The sequence below is a fragment of the Nonomuraea sp. NPDC004702 genome (assembly GCF_053601695.1).
The window spans coordinates 1-16710 of record NZ_JBSGCE010000121.1 but is presented as its reverse complement, the minus strand read 5'-3'; the positions used below and the strand labels follow the sequence as shown (position 1 = coordinate 16710).

18 protein-coding genes and 1 pseudogene are annotated in these 16710 nt (G+C 73.6%); 14 read left to right on the top strand and 5 right to left on the bottom strand.

The window, feature by feature from the left end; all coding sequences use genetic code 11:
* Positions 1–99 precede the first annotated feature (99 nt).
* From ACWEJ6_RS51930 to ACWEJ6_RS51905, 6 genes are all read left to right on the top strand, one after another.
* Complete coding sequence (locus tag ACWEJ6_RS51930) at positions 100–1218, top strand: helix-turn-helix transcriptional regulator (protein ID WP_452433023.1); 1119 nt, start codon at positions 100–102, stop codon at positions 1216–1218.
* 96 nt (positions 1219–1314) lie between these two features.
* Positions 1315–1566, top strand: coding sequence for a hypothetical protein (locus ACWEJ6_RS51925; RefSeq protein ID WP_452433021.1), 252 nt, complete (start codon positions 1315–1317; stop codon positions 1564–1566).
* Positions 1566–2000 carry a YybH family protein gene (locus ACWEJ6_RS51920; RefSeq protein ID WP_452433020.1) on the top strand — a complete coding sequence of 145 codons (435 nt, stop codon included), beginning with the start codon at positions 1566–1568 and terminating at the stop codon, positions 1998–2000. The genes ACWEJ6_RS51925 and ACWEJ6_RS51920 overlap by 1 nt, the downstream gene beginning before the upstream one ends.
* A 69-nt stretch (positions 2001–2069) precedes the next feature.
* Positions 2070–3041, top strand: a complete 972-nt coding sequence (locus ACWEJ6_RS51915) for an ArsR family transcriptional regulator (RefSeq protein WP_452433019.1) — start codon at positions 2070–2072, stop codon at positions 3039–3041.
* A 126-nt stretch (positions 3042–3167) separates the two neighbouring features.
* The gene (locus ACWEJ6_RS51910) at positions 3168–3632 is read left to right on the top strand and encodes a hypothetical protein (RefSeq protein WP_452433018.1); all 465 of its coding nucleotides are present in this window, start codon (positions 3168–3170) and stop codon (positions 3630–3632) included.
* A 70-nt stretch (positions 3633–3702) separates the two neighbouring features.
* Complete coding sequence (locus ACWEJ6_RS51905) at positions 3703–4164, top strand: hypothetical protein (protein ID WP_452433017.1); 462 nt, start codon at positions 3703–3705, stop codon at positions 4162–4164.
* Positions 4165–4234: 70 nt separating this feature from the next.
* On the opposite strand, the gene ACWEJ6_RS51900 is transcribed toward ACWEJ6_RS51905, so the two are convergent.
* Positions 4235–4660 carry a spore-associated protein A gene (locus ACWEJ6_RS51900; protein WP_449925192.1) on the bottom strand — a complete coding sequence of 142 codons (426 nt, stop codon included), beginning with the start codon at positions 4658–4660 and terminating at the stop codon, positions 4235–4237.
* A gap of 302 nt (positions 4661–4962) precedes the next feature.
* Here ACWEJ6_RS51900 and ACWEJ6_RS51895 point away from each other — a divergent pair, with 302 nt between their 5' ends.
* From ACWEJ6_RS51895 to ACWEJ6_RS51875, 5 genes are all read left to right on the top strand, one after another.
* Positions 4963–5955: a helix-turn-helix domain-containing protein gene (locus ACWEJ6_RS51895; protein ID WP_452433016.1), complete on the top strand. Its 993-nt coding sequence runs from the start codon at positions 4963–4965 to the stop codon at positions 5953–5955.
* A gap of 61 nt (positions 5956–6016) precedes the next feature.
* Positions 6017–6727: an RNA polymerase sigma factor gene (locus ACWEJ6_RS51890; protein WP_452433015.1), complete on the top strand. Its 711-nt coding sequence runs from the start codon at positions 6017–6019 to the stop codon at positions 6725–6727.
* Complete coding sequence (locus ACWEJ6_RS51885) at positions 6727–7713, top strand: CU044_5270 family protein (RefSeq protein WP_452433013.1); 987 nt, start codon at positions 6727–6729, stop codon at positions 7711–7713. Before ACWEJ6_RS51890 ends, ACWEJ6_RS51885 begins: the two co-directional genes overlap by 1 nt.
* 158 nt (positions 7714–7871) lie before the next feature.
* The gene (locus ACWEJ6_RS51880) at positions 7872–9389 is read left to right on the top strand and encodes an FAD-dependent monooxygenase (RefSeq protein WP_452433012.1); all 1518 of its coding nucleotides are present in this window, start codon (positions 7872–7874) and stop codon (positions 9387–9389) included.
* Positions 9359–9958 (top strand): TetR/AcrR family transcriptional regulator, encoded by a 600-nt coding sequence (locus ACWEJ6_RS51875; protein ID WP_387682440.1) that lies wholly within the window; start codon positions 9359–9361, stop codon positions 9956–9958. The genes ACWEJ6_RS51880 and ACWEJ6_RS51875 overlap by 31 nt, the downstream gene beginning before the upstream one ends.
* Positions 9959–9989: 31 nt before the next feature.
* Here ACWEJ6_RS51875 and ACWEJ6_RS51870 read toward each other — a convergent pair whose 3' ends face one another.
* Together ACWEJ6_RS51870 and ACWEJ6_RS51865 are read right to left on the bottom strand one after the other, a co-directional pair.
* Positions 9990–10652, bottom strand: a complete 663-nt coding sequence (locus tag ACWEJ6_RS51870; RefSeq protein WP_452433011.1) for a response regulator — start codon at positions 10650–10652, stop codon at positions 9990–9992.
* Complete coding sequence (locus ACWEJ6_RS51865; RefSeq protein WP_452433009.1) at positions 10649–11911, bottom strand: sensor histidine kinase; 1263 nt, start codon at positions 11909–11911, stop codon at positions 10649–10651. The genes ACWEJ6_RS51870 and ACWEJ6_RS51865 overlap by 4 nt, the downstream gene beginning before the upstream one ends.
* Before the next feature lie 238 nt (positions 11912–12149).
* Between ACWEJ6_RS51865 and ACWEJ6_RS51860 the strand changes: the two genes are divergently transcribed.
* Positions 12150–13664: a serine/threonine-protein kinase gene (locus ACWEJ6_RS51860; protein WP_452433008.1), complete on the top strand. Its 1515-nt coding sequence runs from the start codon at positions 12150–12152 to the stop codon at positions 13662–13664.
* 162 nt (positions 13665–13826) lie between these two features.
* Here the strand turns inward: ACWEJ6_RS51860 and ACWEJ6_RS51855 are convergent, their stop codons facing one another.
* Together ACWEJ6_RS51855 and ACWEJ6_RS51850 are read right to left on the bottom strand one after the other, a co-directional pair.
* A complete protein-coding gene (locus ACWEJ6_RS51855) occupies positions 13827–14867 on the bottom strand; it encodes a hypothetical protein (RefSeq protein ID WP_452433006.1) in 1041 nt (346 codons plus the stop codon).
* Positions 14864–15343 carry a SigE family RNA polymerase sigma factor gene (locus tag ACWEJ6_RS51850; protein WP_452433005.1) on the bottom strand — a complete coding sequence of 160 codons (480 nt, stop codon included), beginning with the start codon at positions 15341–15343 and terminating at the stop codon, positions 14864–14866. The genes ACWEJ6_RS51855 and ACWEJ6_RS51850 overlap by 4 nt, the downstream gene beginning before the upstream one ends.
* Before the next feature lie 233 nt (positions 15344–15576).
* Between ACWEJ6_RS51850 and ACWEJ6_RS51845 the strand changes: the two genes are divergently transcribed.
* A complete protein-coding gene (locus ACWEJ6_RS51845) occupies positions 15577–15951 on the top strand; it encodes a hypothetical protein (RefSeq protein WP_452433004.1) in 375 nt (124 codons plus the stop codon).
* A gap of 502 nt (positions 15952–16453) precedes the next feature.
* Positions 16454–16710: pseudogene (locus ACWEJ6_RS51840) on the top strand (hypothetical protein); the annotation flags it as partial.

The window sequence follows — 16710 nt, the reverse complement described above, 5'->3', positions numbered from 1 at the left end:
GGCTGACGCTCTTCTCCGACCTTCCCGCCGGCGACGGGATGTTGCTGGCCGCCTTCCGGCTGCTGTTCGGGACGGCCATGGCCGCCTGCCTCCTGGCGGGTGGCCCGGCTCGCGGGCTCCTTCGCCGGCCCTACGGCGCGCGCCATCGAGGCCCTGGCGGGTCTGGCCGACGACGATCACGCGAACGCGCTGCCCGCCCTGACGGCGCTGGTGGCCCAGGCCCGGACGAACCCGCTGGACGACGCCCTGGCCCGGATCTTCGTCGTCGGCGTCGCGCTGTTCCTCGGCGACGACGAGGCCGTGGCCGAGCTGGCCGCCGCGGACGTGATCCGCTGCAGGAACGAGGGGCTGGCCGGCGCGCTGCCGGTCACCCTGCACGCGCTCGCGCACGCGCAGCTGATGGCGGGCCGGCACCGTGACGCCGCCGTGACCGTGGCCGAGGCCGTCGACCTGGCCAGGGACACCGGGCAGAGCCACCGGATCGGGCAGCTCACCGCGATCACCGCCCGGATCGCGGCCATCGAGGGCGGCCCGGAACACGGTTCCGATCCCGTGCATCGGGGACTGTTTCATCTCACTTTGGGGCGGTATGAGCAGGCGTTTCGTGAGCTCGACGGGGTGAGTGCCGTCTCGGCCGCGCCGGATCTGGTGGAGGCGGCCGTCCGGGTCGAGGCGGCGGACCGGGCTGCGGGGGCCTATGCCCGGTTCGCGGCGTGGGCCGAGGCGGGCCGGCAGCCGTGGGCGCAGGCGGTCGCGCTGCGCTGCCGTGCCCTGCTGGGCCCGGCCGGGGAGGCGGGCGAGCACTACGCGCAGGCCGTACGGCTGCACCGGCGCGGCGGCCGGCCGTTCGAACGCGCCCGCACCGAGCTGCTGTACGGCGAGTGGCTGCGCCGCGCGCGGCGCAGGGCCGAGGCGCGCTCGCCGCTGCGCTCGGCTCTGGAGATCTTCGATCGGCTCGGCGCCGCGCCGTGGGCCGGGCGTGCCCGGGCCGAGCTGCGCGCCACCGGGGAGAGCGCGCCCGAGGGGCCGCCCGCCGACGCGCTGGCGGCGCTCACCCCACAGGAGCTCCAGGTGGTACGGCTGGCCGCGGCGGGGGTGAGCAACCGCGACATCGCCGCGCAGCTGTTCCTCAGTCACCGGACCGTGGAGTACCACCTCTACAAGGCCTATCCGAAGCTCGGCGTCGCCTCGCGGCAGGAGCTCGCGCGCCTGGTGTGACCGCGACCCCTGTGGCGACTACCGGGGCGACTACGGGGGCGACTACCGTGGCGTCACGGATTCGGGCCGGCGGGGCCGCGGCCTAGCGTTGCGGCCATGGACAACGTGAACGTGGCGATCATCTACTACAGCGCCACCGGCACCCTGCACGCGCCGGCCCAGGCCGCGGCCAAGGGCGCGCAGGAGGCGGGCGCGCACGTACGGCTGCGCCGGGTCGCCGAAACCGCCCCGCCGCAGGCCGTCAACTCCAAGGCGACCTGGGCCCAGCACTCGGCCTTCACCGCCTCCAGTCACCAGGCCCGCCGGGTCGCCGAGACGGCGGCCGCGCTCAGGGCCGGGCGGCGCTGATGTCGGGCGAGTCGCAGATCAGGGCGCTGCTGGCGGTCCGGGTCGAAGCCTGCCAGGTCAAGGACGTCGACCGGTTGCTGGCGCTCTACGCTCCTGACGTCGTCTACTTCGACGTCGTGCCGCCGATGAGATTCGCCGGGCTGGACGAGGTTCGCGGCAACTTCGTCCGCTGGTTCGCGGAGTACGACGGGCCCATCGCGCTGGAGACGCGCGAGCTGGTGGTCGCGGCGGGCGGGGAGGTCGCGTTCGCGCACATGCTCCACCGCGACAGCGGGCGGCGCAGGAACGGCCTGCAGACGTCGATCTGGGTCAGGTCGTCCCTCGGTTTCCGGCGGACGGGACAGGGCTGGCTGATCACGCACGAGCACGTCTCGGTGCCGATCGACCCGGCTACCTTGCAGGCGTGGTTCGCGCCGGACGGCGAGCCGGTCTGACGCCGGCGCGCCCGCCGGGGAGGCGGTCTCCTTGGCCGGAGGGAGCCGGCTCGGTGAGAATCCTTCGTCATGATCCGTGTGCACTTCTCCGACGCCGACCTGCGCAAGATCACGTTCGCCCCGGCCCCCAACGCCTTGTGGGAGACGGTGCTGAGTGTGCGCCTGCTGCTCGGCGCGCCGACGAGCAGGAGCTGGACGCGGCCCGCGGTGCGCCGGCTGTTGCGGCAGGTGGGAGGAAGCCTGGCCGAGCGGGCGGGGGTGCTGGCGCCCCTGGTCCCGCCGCGGAGTTCGGTGCCGGCGTTCCTGCTCCAGCCGGACGCCGGTGACTTCGCCGCCGGCGTCGAGCTGGCCAGCCGGACGCCGAGCTCCTACCTGGCGGTCGATCTGGGCGCGTTGTCGCCCGCCCAGCGGGCGGGGCGCTGGGCTCGGGAACTGGCCGGCGGCAGCCGCGGGGCGCGCCAGACGCTCGCCGACGACCTGCGCGGCTTCTTCGGCTCGTCGGTGGAGCCCTTGTGGTCGCAGATCCAGGCGGAGGCCGGCGCGGACCGGGCCCTGCGTTCGGAGACCCTGCTGCGCGGCGGGGTGGACGCCCTGCTGGCCACGCTGCATCCCGGGTGCCGCTGGCGGCCGCCGACCCTGCACATCCCGGTCGACGGCGATCACGACGTCGCGCTGCGCGGGCGGGGGCTGCTGCTGATCCCGTCCTATTTCGCGCCCCGTCCGATGGTGATGTACCGGCCGGACGCGGCCACGGTGCTGGTGTACCCGATGTGCGTCACGGGCGGGCCGGCCGGCGCGGACGACGTGCTGACGCCCCTGCTGGGCCGTACCCGTGCGGCGGTGCTGGCCACGTTGCGCAGCCCGGCCACCACGACGTTCGTGGCCGAACGCGTCGGTGTCTCCCTCGGCTCGGCCAGTCAGCACACCACGGTCCTGCGCAACGCCGGGCTCGTCTCGACCGTCCGGACGGGCAGCTCGGTCCTGCACACGTTGACGCCGCTCGGCCAGGCCCTCCTGAACGGCTCCCCGGACGCCGGCTGACGGCGACGCCGCCTGGCCGGATCGTCGCGGGCCGGTTCAACGTGCGCTCAACGCATCCTCAACCCCTGCGGTCATACCTTCGCCTTCGAACGGAACACCTGATTCGACCTCGAAAGGCAGGCGCCGATGCGTCCCACGAGAACCGTCCTCGCCCTCGCGGCCACCGTCTCCGGCCTGGCCGTGCTGACGGCCGCTCCCGCCGTCGCCGCGCCGGCCGCGCGCAGCCAGGTCACGTCCCAGGCGGGCACCGCCGAGGCGGGTAGCGCCCTGGCGAGCTGGCACACCCAGCGGCACGAGGTGCTGGGCCCGTACAAGGGATATTTCTCGACCGCGGCGTGGAGCCGGCCGTCGGGCGTGCGCGTGATGCAGGTCAAGGCCCGCTGCTGGGGCAACGACACGGGGCTCAAGGTCGACCTGTGGTTCCTGCGCCGCTGGGGCGGTGGCGAGCGGGTCGCCAAGTCCGGCACGTGGCGCTGCAACGGCAAGTACGGCATCGTCCGCATCAGTAACGCCGGCCACTCGAAGTACTGGGCGACCTTCTCCCTCGACAAGAAGCACACGGTCGAGTACTGGGTGCAGTACTACAAGTGAACTCCGCCGGCCCGGGAGTTCGCGGTCGCCGCGCCGAAGGGACCGCGCCGCGGAACCCTATCCTCATGGGATGGCTCTGCATGATCGACTCGCCGTCGTGGACGCCCTTCTGGCCCGTCCCTTCCCGGAGACGGAGGAACGGGAGGGGACGTCGCGGGAGGTGTGGGAGGGATACCGTTCCAGCGGCCCGGACCACCATGTGTGCTACCTGATGGCCAGCCGTGACTTCTGGGACGACCGTGGCGAGGAGGTCGTCGAGGCGGCCCAGGCGGAGATCGACGCCGCCCTCCAGGAATTGGTGGCCGCCCTGGCGGAGCGCTGGGGGTCCCCTCGGGTGGTCGATCTGTGGCCGTACGCGCAAGGCGAGGCCGCGGCGCCCGCGCCGCTGGACGAGCTGGGCCAGCTCACCGGCACGATGCTCGCCTGGCGCCGGCCGGACGCGGGCCGGTGGGTCGCGCTCGCCGTCGGTCAGGCCGATCCGGAGTTCCCCGTCCTGCTGCTCGCGGCCGTGGGCGGGACACCGCTGGACTGACTCGCCGTGCGGCCGGCGCGGCGGAACGGCGCCGTCCGCGGGGCGCCGTTCAACGCCGGTGGGGCTGGTCTCAGCCGCAGTGCACGTTGTCGAGCTTGACGCTCGTCCACGACGGCGAGATGCCCTCGACGTCGATGCACTGCCCGGCCGCCGAGACGTACACGGGGCCGGCGTAGTACTGGTAGTTTCCGGCGTCGCTGTCCTTCCCGCTGCCGTCGCCCCTGGAGATCACGACGCCCTTCCAGCTCGTGGTGTTGGCGTAGGGGCCGTCGCCGTAGGTGAGTGCGCAGTTCTTGCCGGTGCCGGAGCTGTAGTACACCTCCAGGATGCCGGTGCGGTACCCGTACTTCTCGATGCCGATGTTGTAGACGCCGACCCGGGTGTAGCCGCTGCCGCAGGGGCCTGCCGCGCCGGCCGGGGCGGCGGTCGCCGCCAGGGTGGTGGTGGAGGTCAGGGCCGCGGCGGCCAGGAGGATCGCCAGCTTGCGTGCTCGCACGAAGATCCCTTCGATTGCCCAGTGTTGTGATCTTGAGTACCACCGGCTCACTTCCGCTACACGCAACTCGTGATCAATGTGATAGTTCGCACAAACCGCCCCCGACGCGTTGCTGTCAGGCGGCAGCGCAGACGGCGGCAGGCGAATCCTGCGGCCCCTCCTTCGACGCCCCGCGCGCTGGTTTCATCGCGACGGGTCCGGGATCGCCACCCGGATCCGGCATGAGGGGGAACACGCAGGTCAGCGGCCGCCGTCGATCAGGTTTTGATCTGACGGTGATTTTGACGGCCGACGATGTGATCATGATCAAGGGGACCTTGCGGATCGTCTTCACCGGCGAGGACCTGGCCCGCGTACGCGTCGCCGGCCGGGCGGACATGATGTGGGAAATGGCGCTCAGTCTGCACATCCTGCAGCGTCCGGGCGGGGCGAGCGCGCTGTCCGGCTGGCGGCGGCAGGCCCGCGCCGACCTGGCCGAGGCCGGGCTGCTCAAACCGGTGCGGGAGCGGCTGGTGCCGCTGGTGCCGCTCAAGGCGTACTTCCCCGACTTCCTGACCCCTTACGAGTCGCTGAGCGGGTTCCGGCAGGGCCTGGACGTCCTGGCCGACACCCCGTCGGCGCGGGTGCGGCACGAGGTCGACCGGCTGCGCCCGTACGTGCCCGTCCCCGCCACGCTGGACGACCTGGCCCGCGGCAACCGGCGCTCCATCCGCGACCTGGCCCGGCTCGGCGAGCGGTACTGCCAGGTCGCCTTCGGCTCCCGCCGCACCGCCATGGAGGACGCCCTGGGACGTGAGCGCGCCAGGCTGACCCGCCTGCTCACCGACCAGGGCGTGGACGCGATGCTGGCCGGCCTCGGCCCGTCGATGCGCTGGCGGCCCCCGGTGCTGGAGGCCGACTACGCCACCGGCCGGTACGAGATCCACCTGCAAGGACGCGGCCTGACGCTCATCCCCTCCTACTTCGGGCGCTTCACCCCGGTCGCGATGGCCGACCCCAGCCTGCCGCCCATCCTGGTCTTCCCGATCCAGCACGAGATGCCCGACGACGTCCCCGACGACGCGCTGCCCGACCTGCTCGGCGCCACCCGGGCCCGCGTCCTGCGCTGCATCGCCGCCACCGACGGCTGCACCACCAGCGAGCTCGCCCGCCGGACCGGCGCCTCGCTGTCGTCGGCCAGCGCGCACGCCCAGGTGCTGCAACGGGCCGGGCTCATCACCAGCACCCGGCACGCCAACATGGTCATCCACCAGCTCACCCGGCTGGGCGGCGACCTGATCCACCGCCAGCAGTGACCCCGACCCCCCGGCGGGATCCTGGATGGAACCTTTCTCCCGCATGCGGATAAGTACCGTCGTGACATCCCTTCCACACGACGAACCCGTCCTGGCAGGTCCTCCGGCGGACGCGCGGGCGCCGCTTCGGGCGGACGTCTCGGCGCCGGTCCAGCCGAAGGTCCCCCCAGCCTTCCAAACAGCCTTCCAAACAGCCCTCGATGGGCCCGCGCAGGACTCGGCGGTCATCGAGGCGTCGCTGGCCGAGCCGGAGCGTTTCGCCGAGCTGTTCGAGCGGCATGCCGCCGTCCTGCATCGTTACGTCGTCCGGCGGCTCGGGCCCGATCAGGCCGAGGACGTGGTGGCCGAGACGTTCACCAGGGCGTTCGAGAAGCGCCACAAGTACGCCCTGGATCGCCAGGACGCCCTGCCCTGGCTGTACGGCATCGCCACGAACATCATCGGCACCCATCGAAGGGCCGAGACCCGCGGATACCGGGCGCTCGCCCGAACCGGGGAGGACCCCGTGGCGGTGGCCTTCGACGAGCGGGTGGTCGCCCGCGTCTCCGCCTCGGAGACCCGCAGACCGCTCGCGGCCGCCCTGGCCGCGCTGGGCAAGGGCGAGCGCGACGTCCTGCTGCTGGTCTCCTGGGGCGACCTCAGCTACGAGGAGACGGCGCAGGCGCTGAACGTGCCCATCGGCACCGTGCGGTCCCGGCTGTCGCGCGCCCGCCGCAAGATCGCCCACGCCCTGGGCGGCAGCAACCCCACCGACGTGATCGAGGAGGTCTGATGAACGATCTGGACATGGTCCGCGACCTGCGCTCGGAGGTGCGGCAGAGCGAGGCAGGCGATCTGCGTCACGCCCGGCGGCGGATGCTGGCCGCGCTGGCTCCGGAGCCACCGGCCCGCCGGGTCCGGCGTGTGGTGCTGCGGGTGGCCGCGGTGGGCGCGTTCGGCGCCACGATCGCGGCGGGCGTCACGGTGGTGCAGAGCCTCGCCACGGACGGCCGGGGGACGCAGACCACCGGCGCCCCGGCATGGCTGCCGGTGGCCAACGCGCAGACCCTGGCCGAGCACGCGACGGCGGCGGCGGCCGGCCAGCCGGACGTCTACCCGCGAGCCGACCAGTGGGTCTACGTCAAATGGGACACCTACACCTCGCCCAGGCTGACGGCCGGAGCCACCGCGCCACCGGCCGGCGCGGGCCGGGCGGACTCGCGGGAGACCGTCGAACGATGGACGCGGGGCGACGGCCGGGAAAGGGCCATGCGCAAGGAAGGCGGCAAGACGATCGAACGCCGCCGGGGCGGGGCGGACCCCCGTCTGCGGTTCGACCCCGCCTACCTGCGCTCGCTGCCGCTGGAGCCCTCCGCCCTGGCCGAACGCCTGAAGAAGGACACCAGCCAGATCGCTCTGCCGCCGGCGCGGGCGGTGTCCCACCAGATCCTGAGCATCCTGGAAGAAGGCGCTCCGGCGGCTCGCCTGCGCGCCGCCCTCTACACCGTCCTGTCCCGGCTGGACGACGTCGGCGTGGAGCCGGTGCGCGATCTGCTGGGCCGGCAGGGCGTGGCGATCTACACCCGCGACGACGACGGGGTCCGCCAGGAGGTCATCATCGACCCGACCACCTTCGACCTGCTCGGGGCGCGCCGCGTCTACGTCGGCGGGGCCGAGTCGCCCGACCCGTACTACAGCGGGTTGCCCGAGGGCGAGGTGATCACCTCCAGGGCCCGGGTGTCGGTCGGCATCGTCGACGAGGCGGGCGACCTTCCCTAGCCGAGCGCCTGGCCGGTGCCCGTGACGAGGGCCGGGCACCGGCCGCCGGGGCTCAAGGGGAGTCCGGCCGGCAGTGGTCGGGATCGGCTCCCGGGCCGCAGCCGGAGTCGCCCGAGCCCCCTTCCCGACTTAGTAATCGGTACCGTATCGTTTACTAAGTGACTGACACCGTGCTCATCGCGGGCGCCGGCCCCACCGGGCTGGCCCTGGCCGTCCACCTGGCCCTGCACGACATCCCCGTCCGCGTCATCGACGCCGCCCCCGCCCCCGCCACCACCTCCCGCGCCCTCGGCCTGCAACCACGCGGCAGGGAGGTCCTGGAACGCATCGGCGCGCTCGGCGACCTGCCCCAGCGCTCCCGGTCCTCGCTCACCATGTCCTACAACGAGGGCACCCGCACCGTGCTGCGCCTCCACGTCGGCCAGGCCGTCGCCGACCAGCCGAAACAGACCCTGCTGATCTCGCAGGCCGAGATCGAGGGCACGCTGCGGCGACGTCTGGCCGAACTGGGCGGCCAGGTGGAGTGGGACACCCGCCTGGTCGCGGCCCGGCAGGACGGCGCCGGCGTCACCGCCACCGTCCGCACGGCCGACGGCGCCGAGCGCCCGATCCAGACCCACTGGCTGATCGGCTGTGACGGCGCGCACAGCACCGTGCGCAAGCTCGCCGGCATCGGCTTCCCCGGCCGCAAACTCCTCGAACGCCTGCTGATGGCCGACGTGCAGGCCCGGTGGCCGCTGGACAGGAACGGCAGCACGACCTGGATGGAGGCCGGCCACATGCTGTCGGTCACCGCGCTGCCCGACGACACCTGGCGGGTGTTCACCGAACCGCCGTCGCAGCTGCCGGACCGGCTGTCCGAACGCGAGATCGGCGACCGGGTGCTGAGCGAGTTCTCCCGCCGCAGCGGGATCGGCCTCGACACGGTCACCGACCTCCGCTGGGCCTCGGAGTTCCGCATCCACCGCCGGCTGGCCGACGCCTACCGGCGCGGCCGGATCCTCCTGGCCGGCGACGCGGCGCACATCCAGAGCCCCACCGGCGGCCAGGGACAGAACACCGGCCTCGGCGACGCCGAGAACCTGGCCTGGAAGCTGGTGCTGGTCGCCCGCGGCCGCGCCGACCGGCGGCTGCTCGACACCTACGAAGGCGAACGCCGGCCGCTGGCCCGCAAGGTCCTGCGCGCCACCAGCACCGCCGTGGACATCATGCTGCCGAACGCCCCCTGGAAGCGCCTGCTGCGCGACCACGTCGTCCTGCCGGTCGTGCGGCTGCCCGCCGTGCAGCGCCGGCTGTGGCTGGCCGCCTCCCAGCTCGGCATCAGCTACCGAGGAGGACCGCTGGCCCCGGCCGAGCACCGGTGGATGCCCGGACCGCGTCCCGGCGACCGGATGCCCGACCTCGCCTGCCGGCGCCCGGACGGCGGCGCCACCACCCTGCACGCCGCCATCGGCGGCCGCTGGGTCGTGCTCGCCGATGATCGGCACGTCGCCGCCCGCCACGCCGCGTCCGCCGCGGCGGAGTTGGGCGCCGACCTGGTCCTCGCGCTCACGCCGGTGGAGCCCGGCTCGCCCGACGTGACGCTGATCCGCCCCGACGGGCACATCGGTTGGCGTCACCCTCCGGCACCCGACAGACTGGCCGCATGGCTGAACAAGGTGCTGTGGCCGGCGTAGAACGCCACGGCCGTCCCCGCGATCCGGGAAACGACGCCGCCATCCTGGAGGCGGCGCTGGACCTGCTGATCGAACGCGGCGCGGCGGGCACCAGCGTGGAAGCGGTCGCCCAGCGCGCCGGCGTGGCGAAACTGACCGTCTACCGGCGCTGGCGGGCCAAGGAGGACCTCCTGATGGCCGCCTTGGAGCACGCCCGTGCCCCCGACATCGACGCCGCCCCGGCCGGGCGGTCGATCGAGGAACTGGTCGGCTCCGTCGCCGAGTTGCTCAGCCGTCCCCGCTTCCGCGCGCTGATGGCCCGCGTCATCGGCGCCTCGGTCGACTACCCGAAGCTGGTGGCCGCCTACACCGAGCGCTACCTGCGGCCCCGGCTGGACGCCGTGGCCCAGGTCGCGCGGCAGGCCGTCGAGGCCGGTCACCTTCCGGCCGGCACCGACCCGGGCGTCGTCCAGGACATCCTGGCCGGCTCGATCGGATCGGTGCTGCTCCAGCACGCCGACGACGTGACCGCCGAACAGATCGAGCGCCGCTTGCGTACTCTGCTGGGCCACATCGGGTACCGGCCCTGACACCGCGCGGCCGCCGTCCCTCCCCGCAAGCTCAGCCGGGCAGATCGTCGTGGCCCACGAGCCCGTTCTCGTAGGCGTGGATCACCGCGTGCACGCGGTCGCGCAGGCCCAGCTTCTGCAGGACGGCCCGGACGTGCGACTTCACCGTGTTCTCGCTCAGCACCAGCTCCGCGCGGATCTCGGCGTTGGACCTGCCGCGCGCCAGCAGGCCGAAGATCTCGACCTCGCGCGGGGTGAGGCCGTCCAGGGCCGCCGTCCTGCGCATCGGCGTCTGCCGCAGGAGGCCCAGGATCGTCGCGGCCACCCCCGGGGCCAGCGCCGCCGTGCCGGACGCGACGTCGCACACCGCCTGGGCCAGCGCGGCGGGCCGGACGTCCTTGGTCAGGTAGCCGCTGGCGCCGGCCCGGACGGCCGCCACGACCAGTTCGTCGTCGTCGAACGTCGTCAGCATGAGCACCCGGGTCGCCGGAGCGATCCGCACGATCTCCGCCGTGGCGGCGACGCCGTCCAGGCGCGGCATGCGGATGTCCATCAGCACCACGTCGAGGCGGTGCCGCCGGACGACCTCGATCGCCTGGCCGCCGTCGGCGACGTCGTGGGTGACCTCGATGCGCTCGTCGGCCGACAGGACCGTGCGCAGCGAGGCCCGCAGCAGCTCCTGATCGTCGACGAGCATGACCCGGATCGCGCTCATGCCCCCTCCTTCGTGGGGAGCCGCGCCCGCAGCACCCATCCGTCGTCCCCGTCGTCGATCGACAGTGTGCCGCCCGCGGTGCGCACCCGTTCCTCGATCCCCATCAAGCCGGTCCCCTGGCCGCGGGCGCCGCGAAGCGCGCCGCCGCCATCGTCGCGGACCTCCACCACCACCTCGGCCGGACTCCAGCGCAGGCTGACGCTCACCGCGACCGGCGGTTCCAGGTGGCGCAGCGCGTTGGTGACGCCCTCCTGCACGGTCCGCACCGCCGCGACCTCGGCGCTGAGGCTCAGCGGCCGCCGCTCGCCCGCCTCCGCCAGCGTCACCGCGTGCAGCGGGCTCGCCGCCGAGGCCACCAGGTCGGGCAGCACGTCGAGCGAGATCGGCGCCTGGCCGGGCCGGGATCCGGCGCGCGACGCCGCGCTGGCCGCGCCCAAGGCGGACGGGCCCAAGGCGGGCGGGCCCCCGGCGGACGGGCCCCCGGCGGACGGGCCCCCGGCGGACGGGCCCAAGGTGGGCGGGCCCAAGGTGGCCAGCATCGCGCGCAGACCCTGGTGGGCGTCCCGCCCGGTCTCGGCGATGTCGCCGAGTTCGCGCCGGGTCGCCGCATCCGCCGTCGTCACCGCCGCGGCCTCGATCCGCGCGACCATGACGGTGACCGTGTGGGCAATCACGTCGTGCAGATCGCGGCGGATCCCGGCCCGTTCACCGGCGAGCACCGCGGCCAGCCGTTCGTCCTCGGCCCGTCGGGCGGCCTCGCGCCTGCGCCGGACCAGCAGGGCCGCGAGCCACACCCCGCCGACCACGAGCGTCAGCAGCCCGCCCTCCAGCAGGCGGGTCCCCAGCGGGTCGGCGGGCAGCCGCGCCCACCCCACCACCTCGTTCAGGACGATCCCGAGCGCCGCGACCGCCAACGCCGGAACCGAGGACCTGACCGGGACCAGGCCGGTCAGCCGCCACAACGCGAAGGGGAAGCACACCGCCGAGGGCAGCAGGCTCAGCGACCATCCCGGGGAGGGCGTCAGCACCAGGACGAGCATGGCCAGCGCGCCGATCGCGTACCCCGCCCACGGCCGCCGGGCCGCCGCCACCGCCCCCGCATGGAGCAGGACGGCGGCGCCCGCCGCGGCCAGGACCTGCCACCAGGCCGCGCCCAGGTACCAGGCGCCCACCAGGACGATCACCGTCAGGAACGCCAGGACCGCGTGCGCCGCCACCGTCGTGGCCGGCCAGGCGCTCCGGCGCGGAGGGGCTGTCACGGTCGGTCGTCGCCTTCCGGTGGGCTCGTGGTGGGGGAGCCGTGCCCGGCTCGACCTGCCACAGGATAGCCAGCGGCCGAGGGGGACAGGTGACGCGCCGCGTCGGCCGCTCCGGCAGCGTGCGAATGGGTCACGAGTCTGGACATTCGGCAGATACGCGCGAGCACGCCTGGATAGGCTGCCACAACTTGATCACCGACGAGGGAGCATGGTGACCGCGCAGACACAACCAGGACGTGTGATCGGCGGACGGTACCGGCTGGAGTCCGTTCTGGGCGGCGGAGGCTTCGGACGGGTCTGGAAGGCGCACGACGAGTCTCTCGACGTGTCCGTGGCGGTGAAGGAGGTCTGGCTCCCGTCGGCCACCTCCGACGAGGAGCACGCGCAACGGCTGCGCCGCGCCGAGCGGGAGGCGCGCAACGCCGCCCGGCTGCGCTCGCATCCGCACATCGTCACCGTCCACGACGTGGTGATCGAGGACCAGGCGCCGTGGATCGTCATGGAACTGGTCGACGGCGGCACCCTCGCCGAGCTGATCGCCCGGGACGGCCCCCTGCCGCCCGGCGTCGTCGCGTCGGCCGCCAGGGGCCTGCTGGACGCCCTGCGCACGGCCCACGCCTCCGGCATCGTGCACCGGGACGTGAAACCGGCGAACGTGCTGATCGCCCGGGACGGCCGCGTGCTGCTCACCGACTTCGGGATCGCCGTGCAACAGGGCGACACCGCCCTCACCAAGAGCGGCGGGCTGATGGGCTCGCTGGAGTACATCGCGCCGGAACGGTTCAACGGCGTGGACAGCGGCGGCGCCGGCGACCTGTACTCGCTCGGGGTGACGCTGTACCAGGCGCTGGAGGGGGTGTCCCCGTTCCACCGGGACACCCCGACGGAGACGCTCACCGCGGTGCTGCTGGGGGAGCCGCCCGTGTCCCGCGACGCCGGCGGCCTCGGGACGCTGATCACCCGCCTGCTGGACAAGGCCCCGGCCAACCGTCCCACCGCCGCCGAGGCCCTGGCCATGATCGACGCCCTCGGGCAGCCTCGCCTGCCGAACACCCCGCCGCCCCCGGCCGGCCCTCACTCCGTGCCGCCGCGGCTGCCCTTCCCGGACGCCGGTTCCGCTCCGGCCGGGCCGTCGGCGCGCACCGAGAACGTCCCGCCTCCGCCGCCGCCCACGTTGCAGGAGCAGGCGCCCGCCTTCCACGACCCGTCACGGCCCGGCCGGAGCGGAACCGGCCCCGGCGGGCCGCGGAACCGCAAGCTGCTCATCGCGGGCGGCGCAGGGCTCGCTGTGGTGATCGCCGCGGTCGCCGTCGTCGTGGCCGTCTCGGGAGACGGCGACCAGACCCCGCAGGCGGGCTCGTCCGGCACGGCGGCAGAGCAGACGGCGGCCGCCGCGGACCAGCCCGGCACGAAGGGCCACGGGATACCGCCGGGGTGCGAGAACCAGACCGGCGTCATGGAGAAGTGGACCCAGGTCCCGGTCAGCGGAACGGTGCCGCTGCCGCCGACCGAGAACCTGCTCAACGAGATCATCGATCTTCAGCAGGCCAATCTGGCCAAGGCGGTCCGCCCGGCGCTCAAGACCGCGCTCCGGAACGACATCGACACCGCCAAGAAGGCCCTGAAGGCGCTTCGCGCCGACGACGTGGACACGTACCGGCAGGCGGTGACGAAGGACAAGCTCGGGCACCTGACCGAGATCTCCGACGCGTGCTTCTTCAACGATCTCGGCCCGTCGCAGTCATCGGGGTGACCCGGGTGTCGGAGGAACCGCCTGTGTCGTCCGTCGCCGGCCGGGGGAGGGGCACGTGATGCAGGCCCACGTCGCCGAGGCGGTCCGGGCGGCCGCCCCGCCCGCCGGCGAACGTCGTCATCAGGCCGGCAGGCGCCCGGTCACCGACCCGCGGGGCGACGATCAGGAGCGCTTGCGGTAGACGGCCAAGGCCCAGCGGACCGGGCGGTTGGTGCCCTCGCCCCAGATGCCCGCCCGGACGGTGACGGTGACCCGCCTGCCCTCCGGCACGGTCAGCTCGGACATCGCCATCGGGTACGGGCCGCTCGTCCACTGGCTGCAGGTGACCACCTCCTCGTCGCCGCCCTCGATCCGGTACGTGAACCACATCCGCCTGGACAGGTCACCGGCGCAGAGCGCCTCGATGCCCATCCTGCCGCCGTCGCCCCGGACCGTGACCGTGGCCGTCCCGTCCCGCGGCCAGATCCGGTCCTGCGTCGCGCCGGCCAGCTCCCAGCTCGGCAGCCGCTTGGGGAAGGCTCTGAGCGGTTCGGGCTCGACCGGCCGCGCGGGAGGCGTCCATTCGTAGACGGCCAGGCTCCAGACCGCCTTGACGGGCTCAGGGGTGACGCACGGCGCCCCCTTCTCCTGCCGTGTGCACCCCCCGCCCCGGGTGGTCGTGTCGAACGTCACCGTGACCTGGCCGGCCCCGGCGGGCACCGGCAACGGGACCAGCTCCATGCCCTTCAGGCAGGGGGAGAGGGGCGGGGAGGCGCCGGCGGCGCGGCCCGCCACGGAGATCCTCGGCGCCGTGGCGCCGAACGAGCCGTCGCACAGCGCGGCCACGTCCAGCGGCCTGCCGGTGACCGGGATCGTGACCGACGTCTTGCGCGCGCCGTCCGTCCTGACCGTCGCCGTCGCCAGCCGCCGGTAGCCGGTGCCGTCGTGGGCGGTGAACCGTTCCGGCAGCGGCTCCGGGGCGGGAGCCACGGCGGAGGCCGAGGTCGCGGGCTCGTGCCGCGGCACGGCGTCACCGGGCAGCAGGGAGAGCACGGCCGCGCCCGCGGCCACCGTCGCCGCCACCGTCGCGGCGGCGGAGGCCAGGACCCTGCGCCGCCAGGTACGCCGCACACGGCGGCGGACGAGCTCGTGACGGTCCGGGATCGCGGGCGCGGGTCCCTCGGCTCGCTCCCGCAACATCTCACGCAGGTCCTGCACGCTCATCGGCACTCCTTCACGATCGACTCGTCCACGCGCAGCTTGGCCAGCGCCTTGGCGGTCTGGCTCTTGACCGTGCCGTCATGGCAGCCCAGGATCCTGGCCACCTCCTGCACCGACAGGTCCTCGTAGAACCGCAGCACGATCACCGCGCGCTGCTTGGCGGGCAGCCTTCCCACCGCCTCCCACAGCTCCTCCCGCCCGGACCGCTCGGCGTCGGGCACCCCCTCCTCGGGCAGCGTGCCGCTCGGCACCTCGCCGCGCCATCGCCGCCGCCACCACGAGGTGTAGGTCGTCACGAGCACCCGCCGCACGTACGCCTCGGGCTCCTCGATGCGCGACCAGGCGAACCACGCCTTGACCAGGCACTCCTGGAGCAGGTCCTCGGCCGTTCCCCAGTCGCGGGTCAGCAGGTACGCCGTCCGCAGTAACCGGTCGGAGCGCGAGGCCACGAAGTTGTCAAAGAGCTTCCTGTCTGGCACACCCGTACTGACGCGGTGCCGGCGCGATCAGGTTGCCTCACCGCGCCGAGCCCGCCTTCTTCGCGGACAGGACGCAACGGCGGCCCGGCAGGCGAAAGACGGGGGCGGAGTCAAGGTCACCAAGGAGGGACGTTCGCGCAGGCAAGAGCTGGCTGCACCACAGCAGCCCCGAATGCGGGACGGCGGCGCGGCCCGCCGGGGCACTCGACGCGTGGACGGTCCTGTCGCCCGAGGTGCTGGAGAGGCTCGCGGCGCCTGCGCCCTCCTCCGGCGGGGTCATCGACGAGGTCACCACCGTCGTCCATGCCGGAAGCGCCGCGCAGACCGAGCTCACCACTCCGGCCCGGGGCGACGACCCGGCCATGGCGGAAGTACTGCGGGAGCAGTACCGCGCGGCACGGGTCTCGTGGCAGTTGTGGGTCGAGCCGGACCGGCTTCCCCGCCGGGTCCGTCTCGTCACGGCCGACCCCTCGGCCGAGGAGGGCGTGCCCAGGAGCAGCGTGACCGAGATCGACTTCACCGACTGGGGCAACGACGTGTCCGTCGAGCCGCCGCCGCAGGACCAGGTTCATGAGAGCGGAAGCTGTCTCGCCCCGGAACCGTACTGAACACCCGGGCCGTGCCGGATGCATCCTGGGCGTGACGTTTCCGTCCGGTGCCGGTTAGACGGGGGTCACGGGGACGCGGGCGGATGCGCCGGCGCAGGTTCCGGTCCCGCCGAACAGCGGTGACGCCGCCGCCCCCATCGGGCGTCGCCGAGCCGGTCGCCGTCGGCCGATTCGCCCTTCAGTGGGCCCGGAATGCCGGACTTTCCCTGCCCGATTGTCCGGCATGACGGCCGATTCTGGCACGTGGATGGGTGTGACCAGCGGTAACAGAAATGTCGGTATGCCTACCGATGGACATACGTATTTTCGAGCAGTCAAGCAGCGCTTAGCGTCTGGCGGCAACAAGGCGAAACGGTTCGCTTGCTGTATCCGTCACCCTTTATCACCCCCCATGCCCCCTTTCACCTCCCGCGATCCAGGAGACCCCTGACCGCGTGGTGACCCGCGCACGCCCAAAGGCGGCAACGGCCCGAAGGGAGCCTGCCGAAAGGAGCACCACAGCGTGAAACGCAAAGCCTTACTCGCGGCGGTCGCCGGCCTGGCCACGGCCGCGACCCTGACGCTTCCCGCGTCACCCGCCAGCGCCGCCCCTCCCGGAGCCACCCCCGCGCAGGACCCCGGCACCACCGCACCGGCGGCGGGAGACCCCGCCGCGCGCGCTGCCGCGGTCGCCGACAGGGCGGTCTCCAGCCAGCTCGACAACCTCAGCAGAGGCCCCGACGAGGCCTACAGCCGCGTCCGGGTCACCCCCGGCGCCGG

What these genes read in the sequence shown, in the direction of transcription:
- ACWEJ6_RS51855 (WP_452433006.1), bottom strand. Translation starts at nt 14,867, where the DNA reads ATGAGCGTGCAGGACCTGCGTGAGATGTTGCGGGAGCGAGCCGAGGGA.
- ACWEJ6_RS51875 (WP_387682440.1), top strand. Translation starts at nt 9,359, where the DNA reads ATGGCTGAACAAGGTGCTGTGGCCGGCGTAGAACGCCACGGCCGTCCC.
- ACWEJ6_RS51905 (WP_452433017.1), top strand. Translation starts at nt 3,703, where the DNA reads ATGGCTCTGCATGATCGACTCGCCGTCGTGGACGCCCTTCTGGCCCGT.
- ACWEJ6_RS51895 (WP_452433016.1), top strand. Translation starts at nt 4,963, where the DNA reads ATGATCAAGGGGACCTTGCGGATCGTCTTCACCGGCGAGGACCTGGCC.
- ACWEJ6_RS51925 (WP_452433021.1), top strand. Translation starts at nt 1,315, where the DNA reads ATGGACAACGTGAACGTGGCGATCATCTACTACAGCGCCACCGGCACC.
- ACWEJ6_RS51885 (WP_452433013.1), top strand. Translation starts at nt 6,727, where the DNA reads ATGAACGATCTGGACATGGTCCGCGACCTGCGCTCGGAGGTGCGGCAG.
- ACWEJ6_RS51910 (WP_452433018.1), top strand. Translation starts at nt 3,168, where the DNA reads ATGCGTCCCACGAGAACCGTCCTCGCCCTCGCGGCCACCGTCTCCGGC.
- ACWEJ6_RS51915 (WP_452433019.1), top strand. Translation starts at nt 2,070, where the DNA reads ATGATCCGTGTGCACTTCTCCGACGCCGACCTGCGCAAGATCACGTTC.
- ACWEJ6_RS51870 (WP_452433011.1), bottom strand. Translation starts at nt 10,652, where the DNA reads ATGAGCGCGATCCGGGTCATGCTCGTCGACGATCAGGAGCTGCTGCGG.
- ACWEJ6_RS51920 (WP_452433020.1), top strand. Translation starts at nt 1,566, where the DNA reads ATGTCGGGCGAGTCGCAGATCAGGGCGCTGCTGGCGGTCCGGGTCGAA.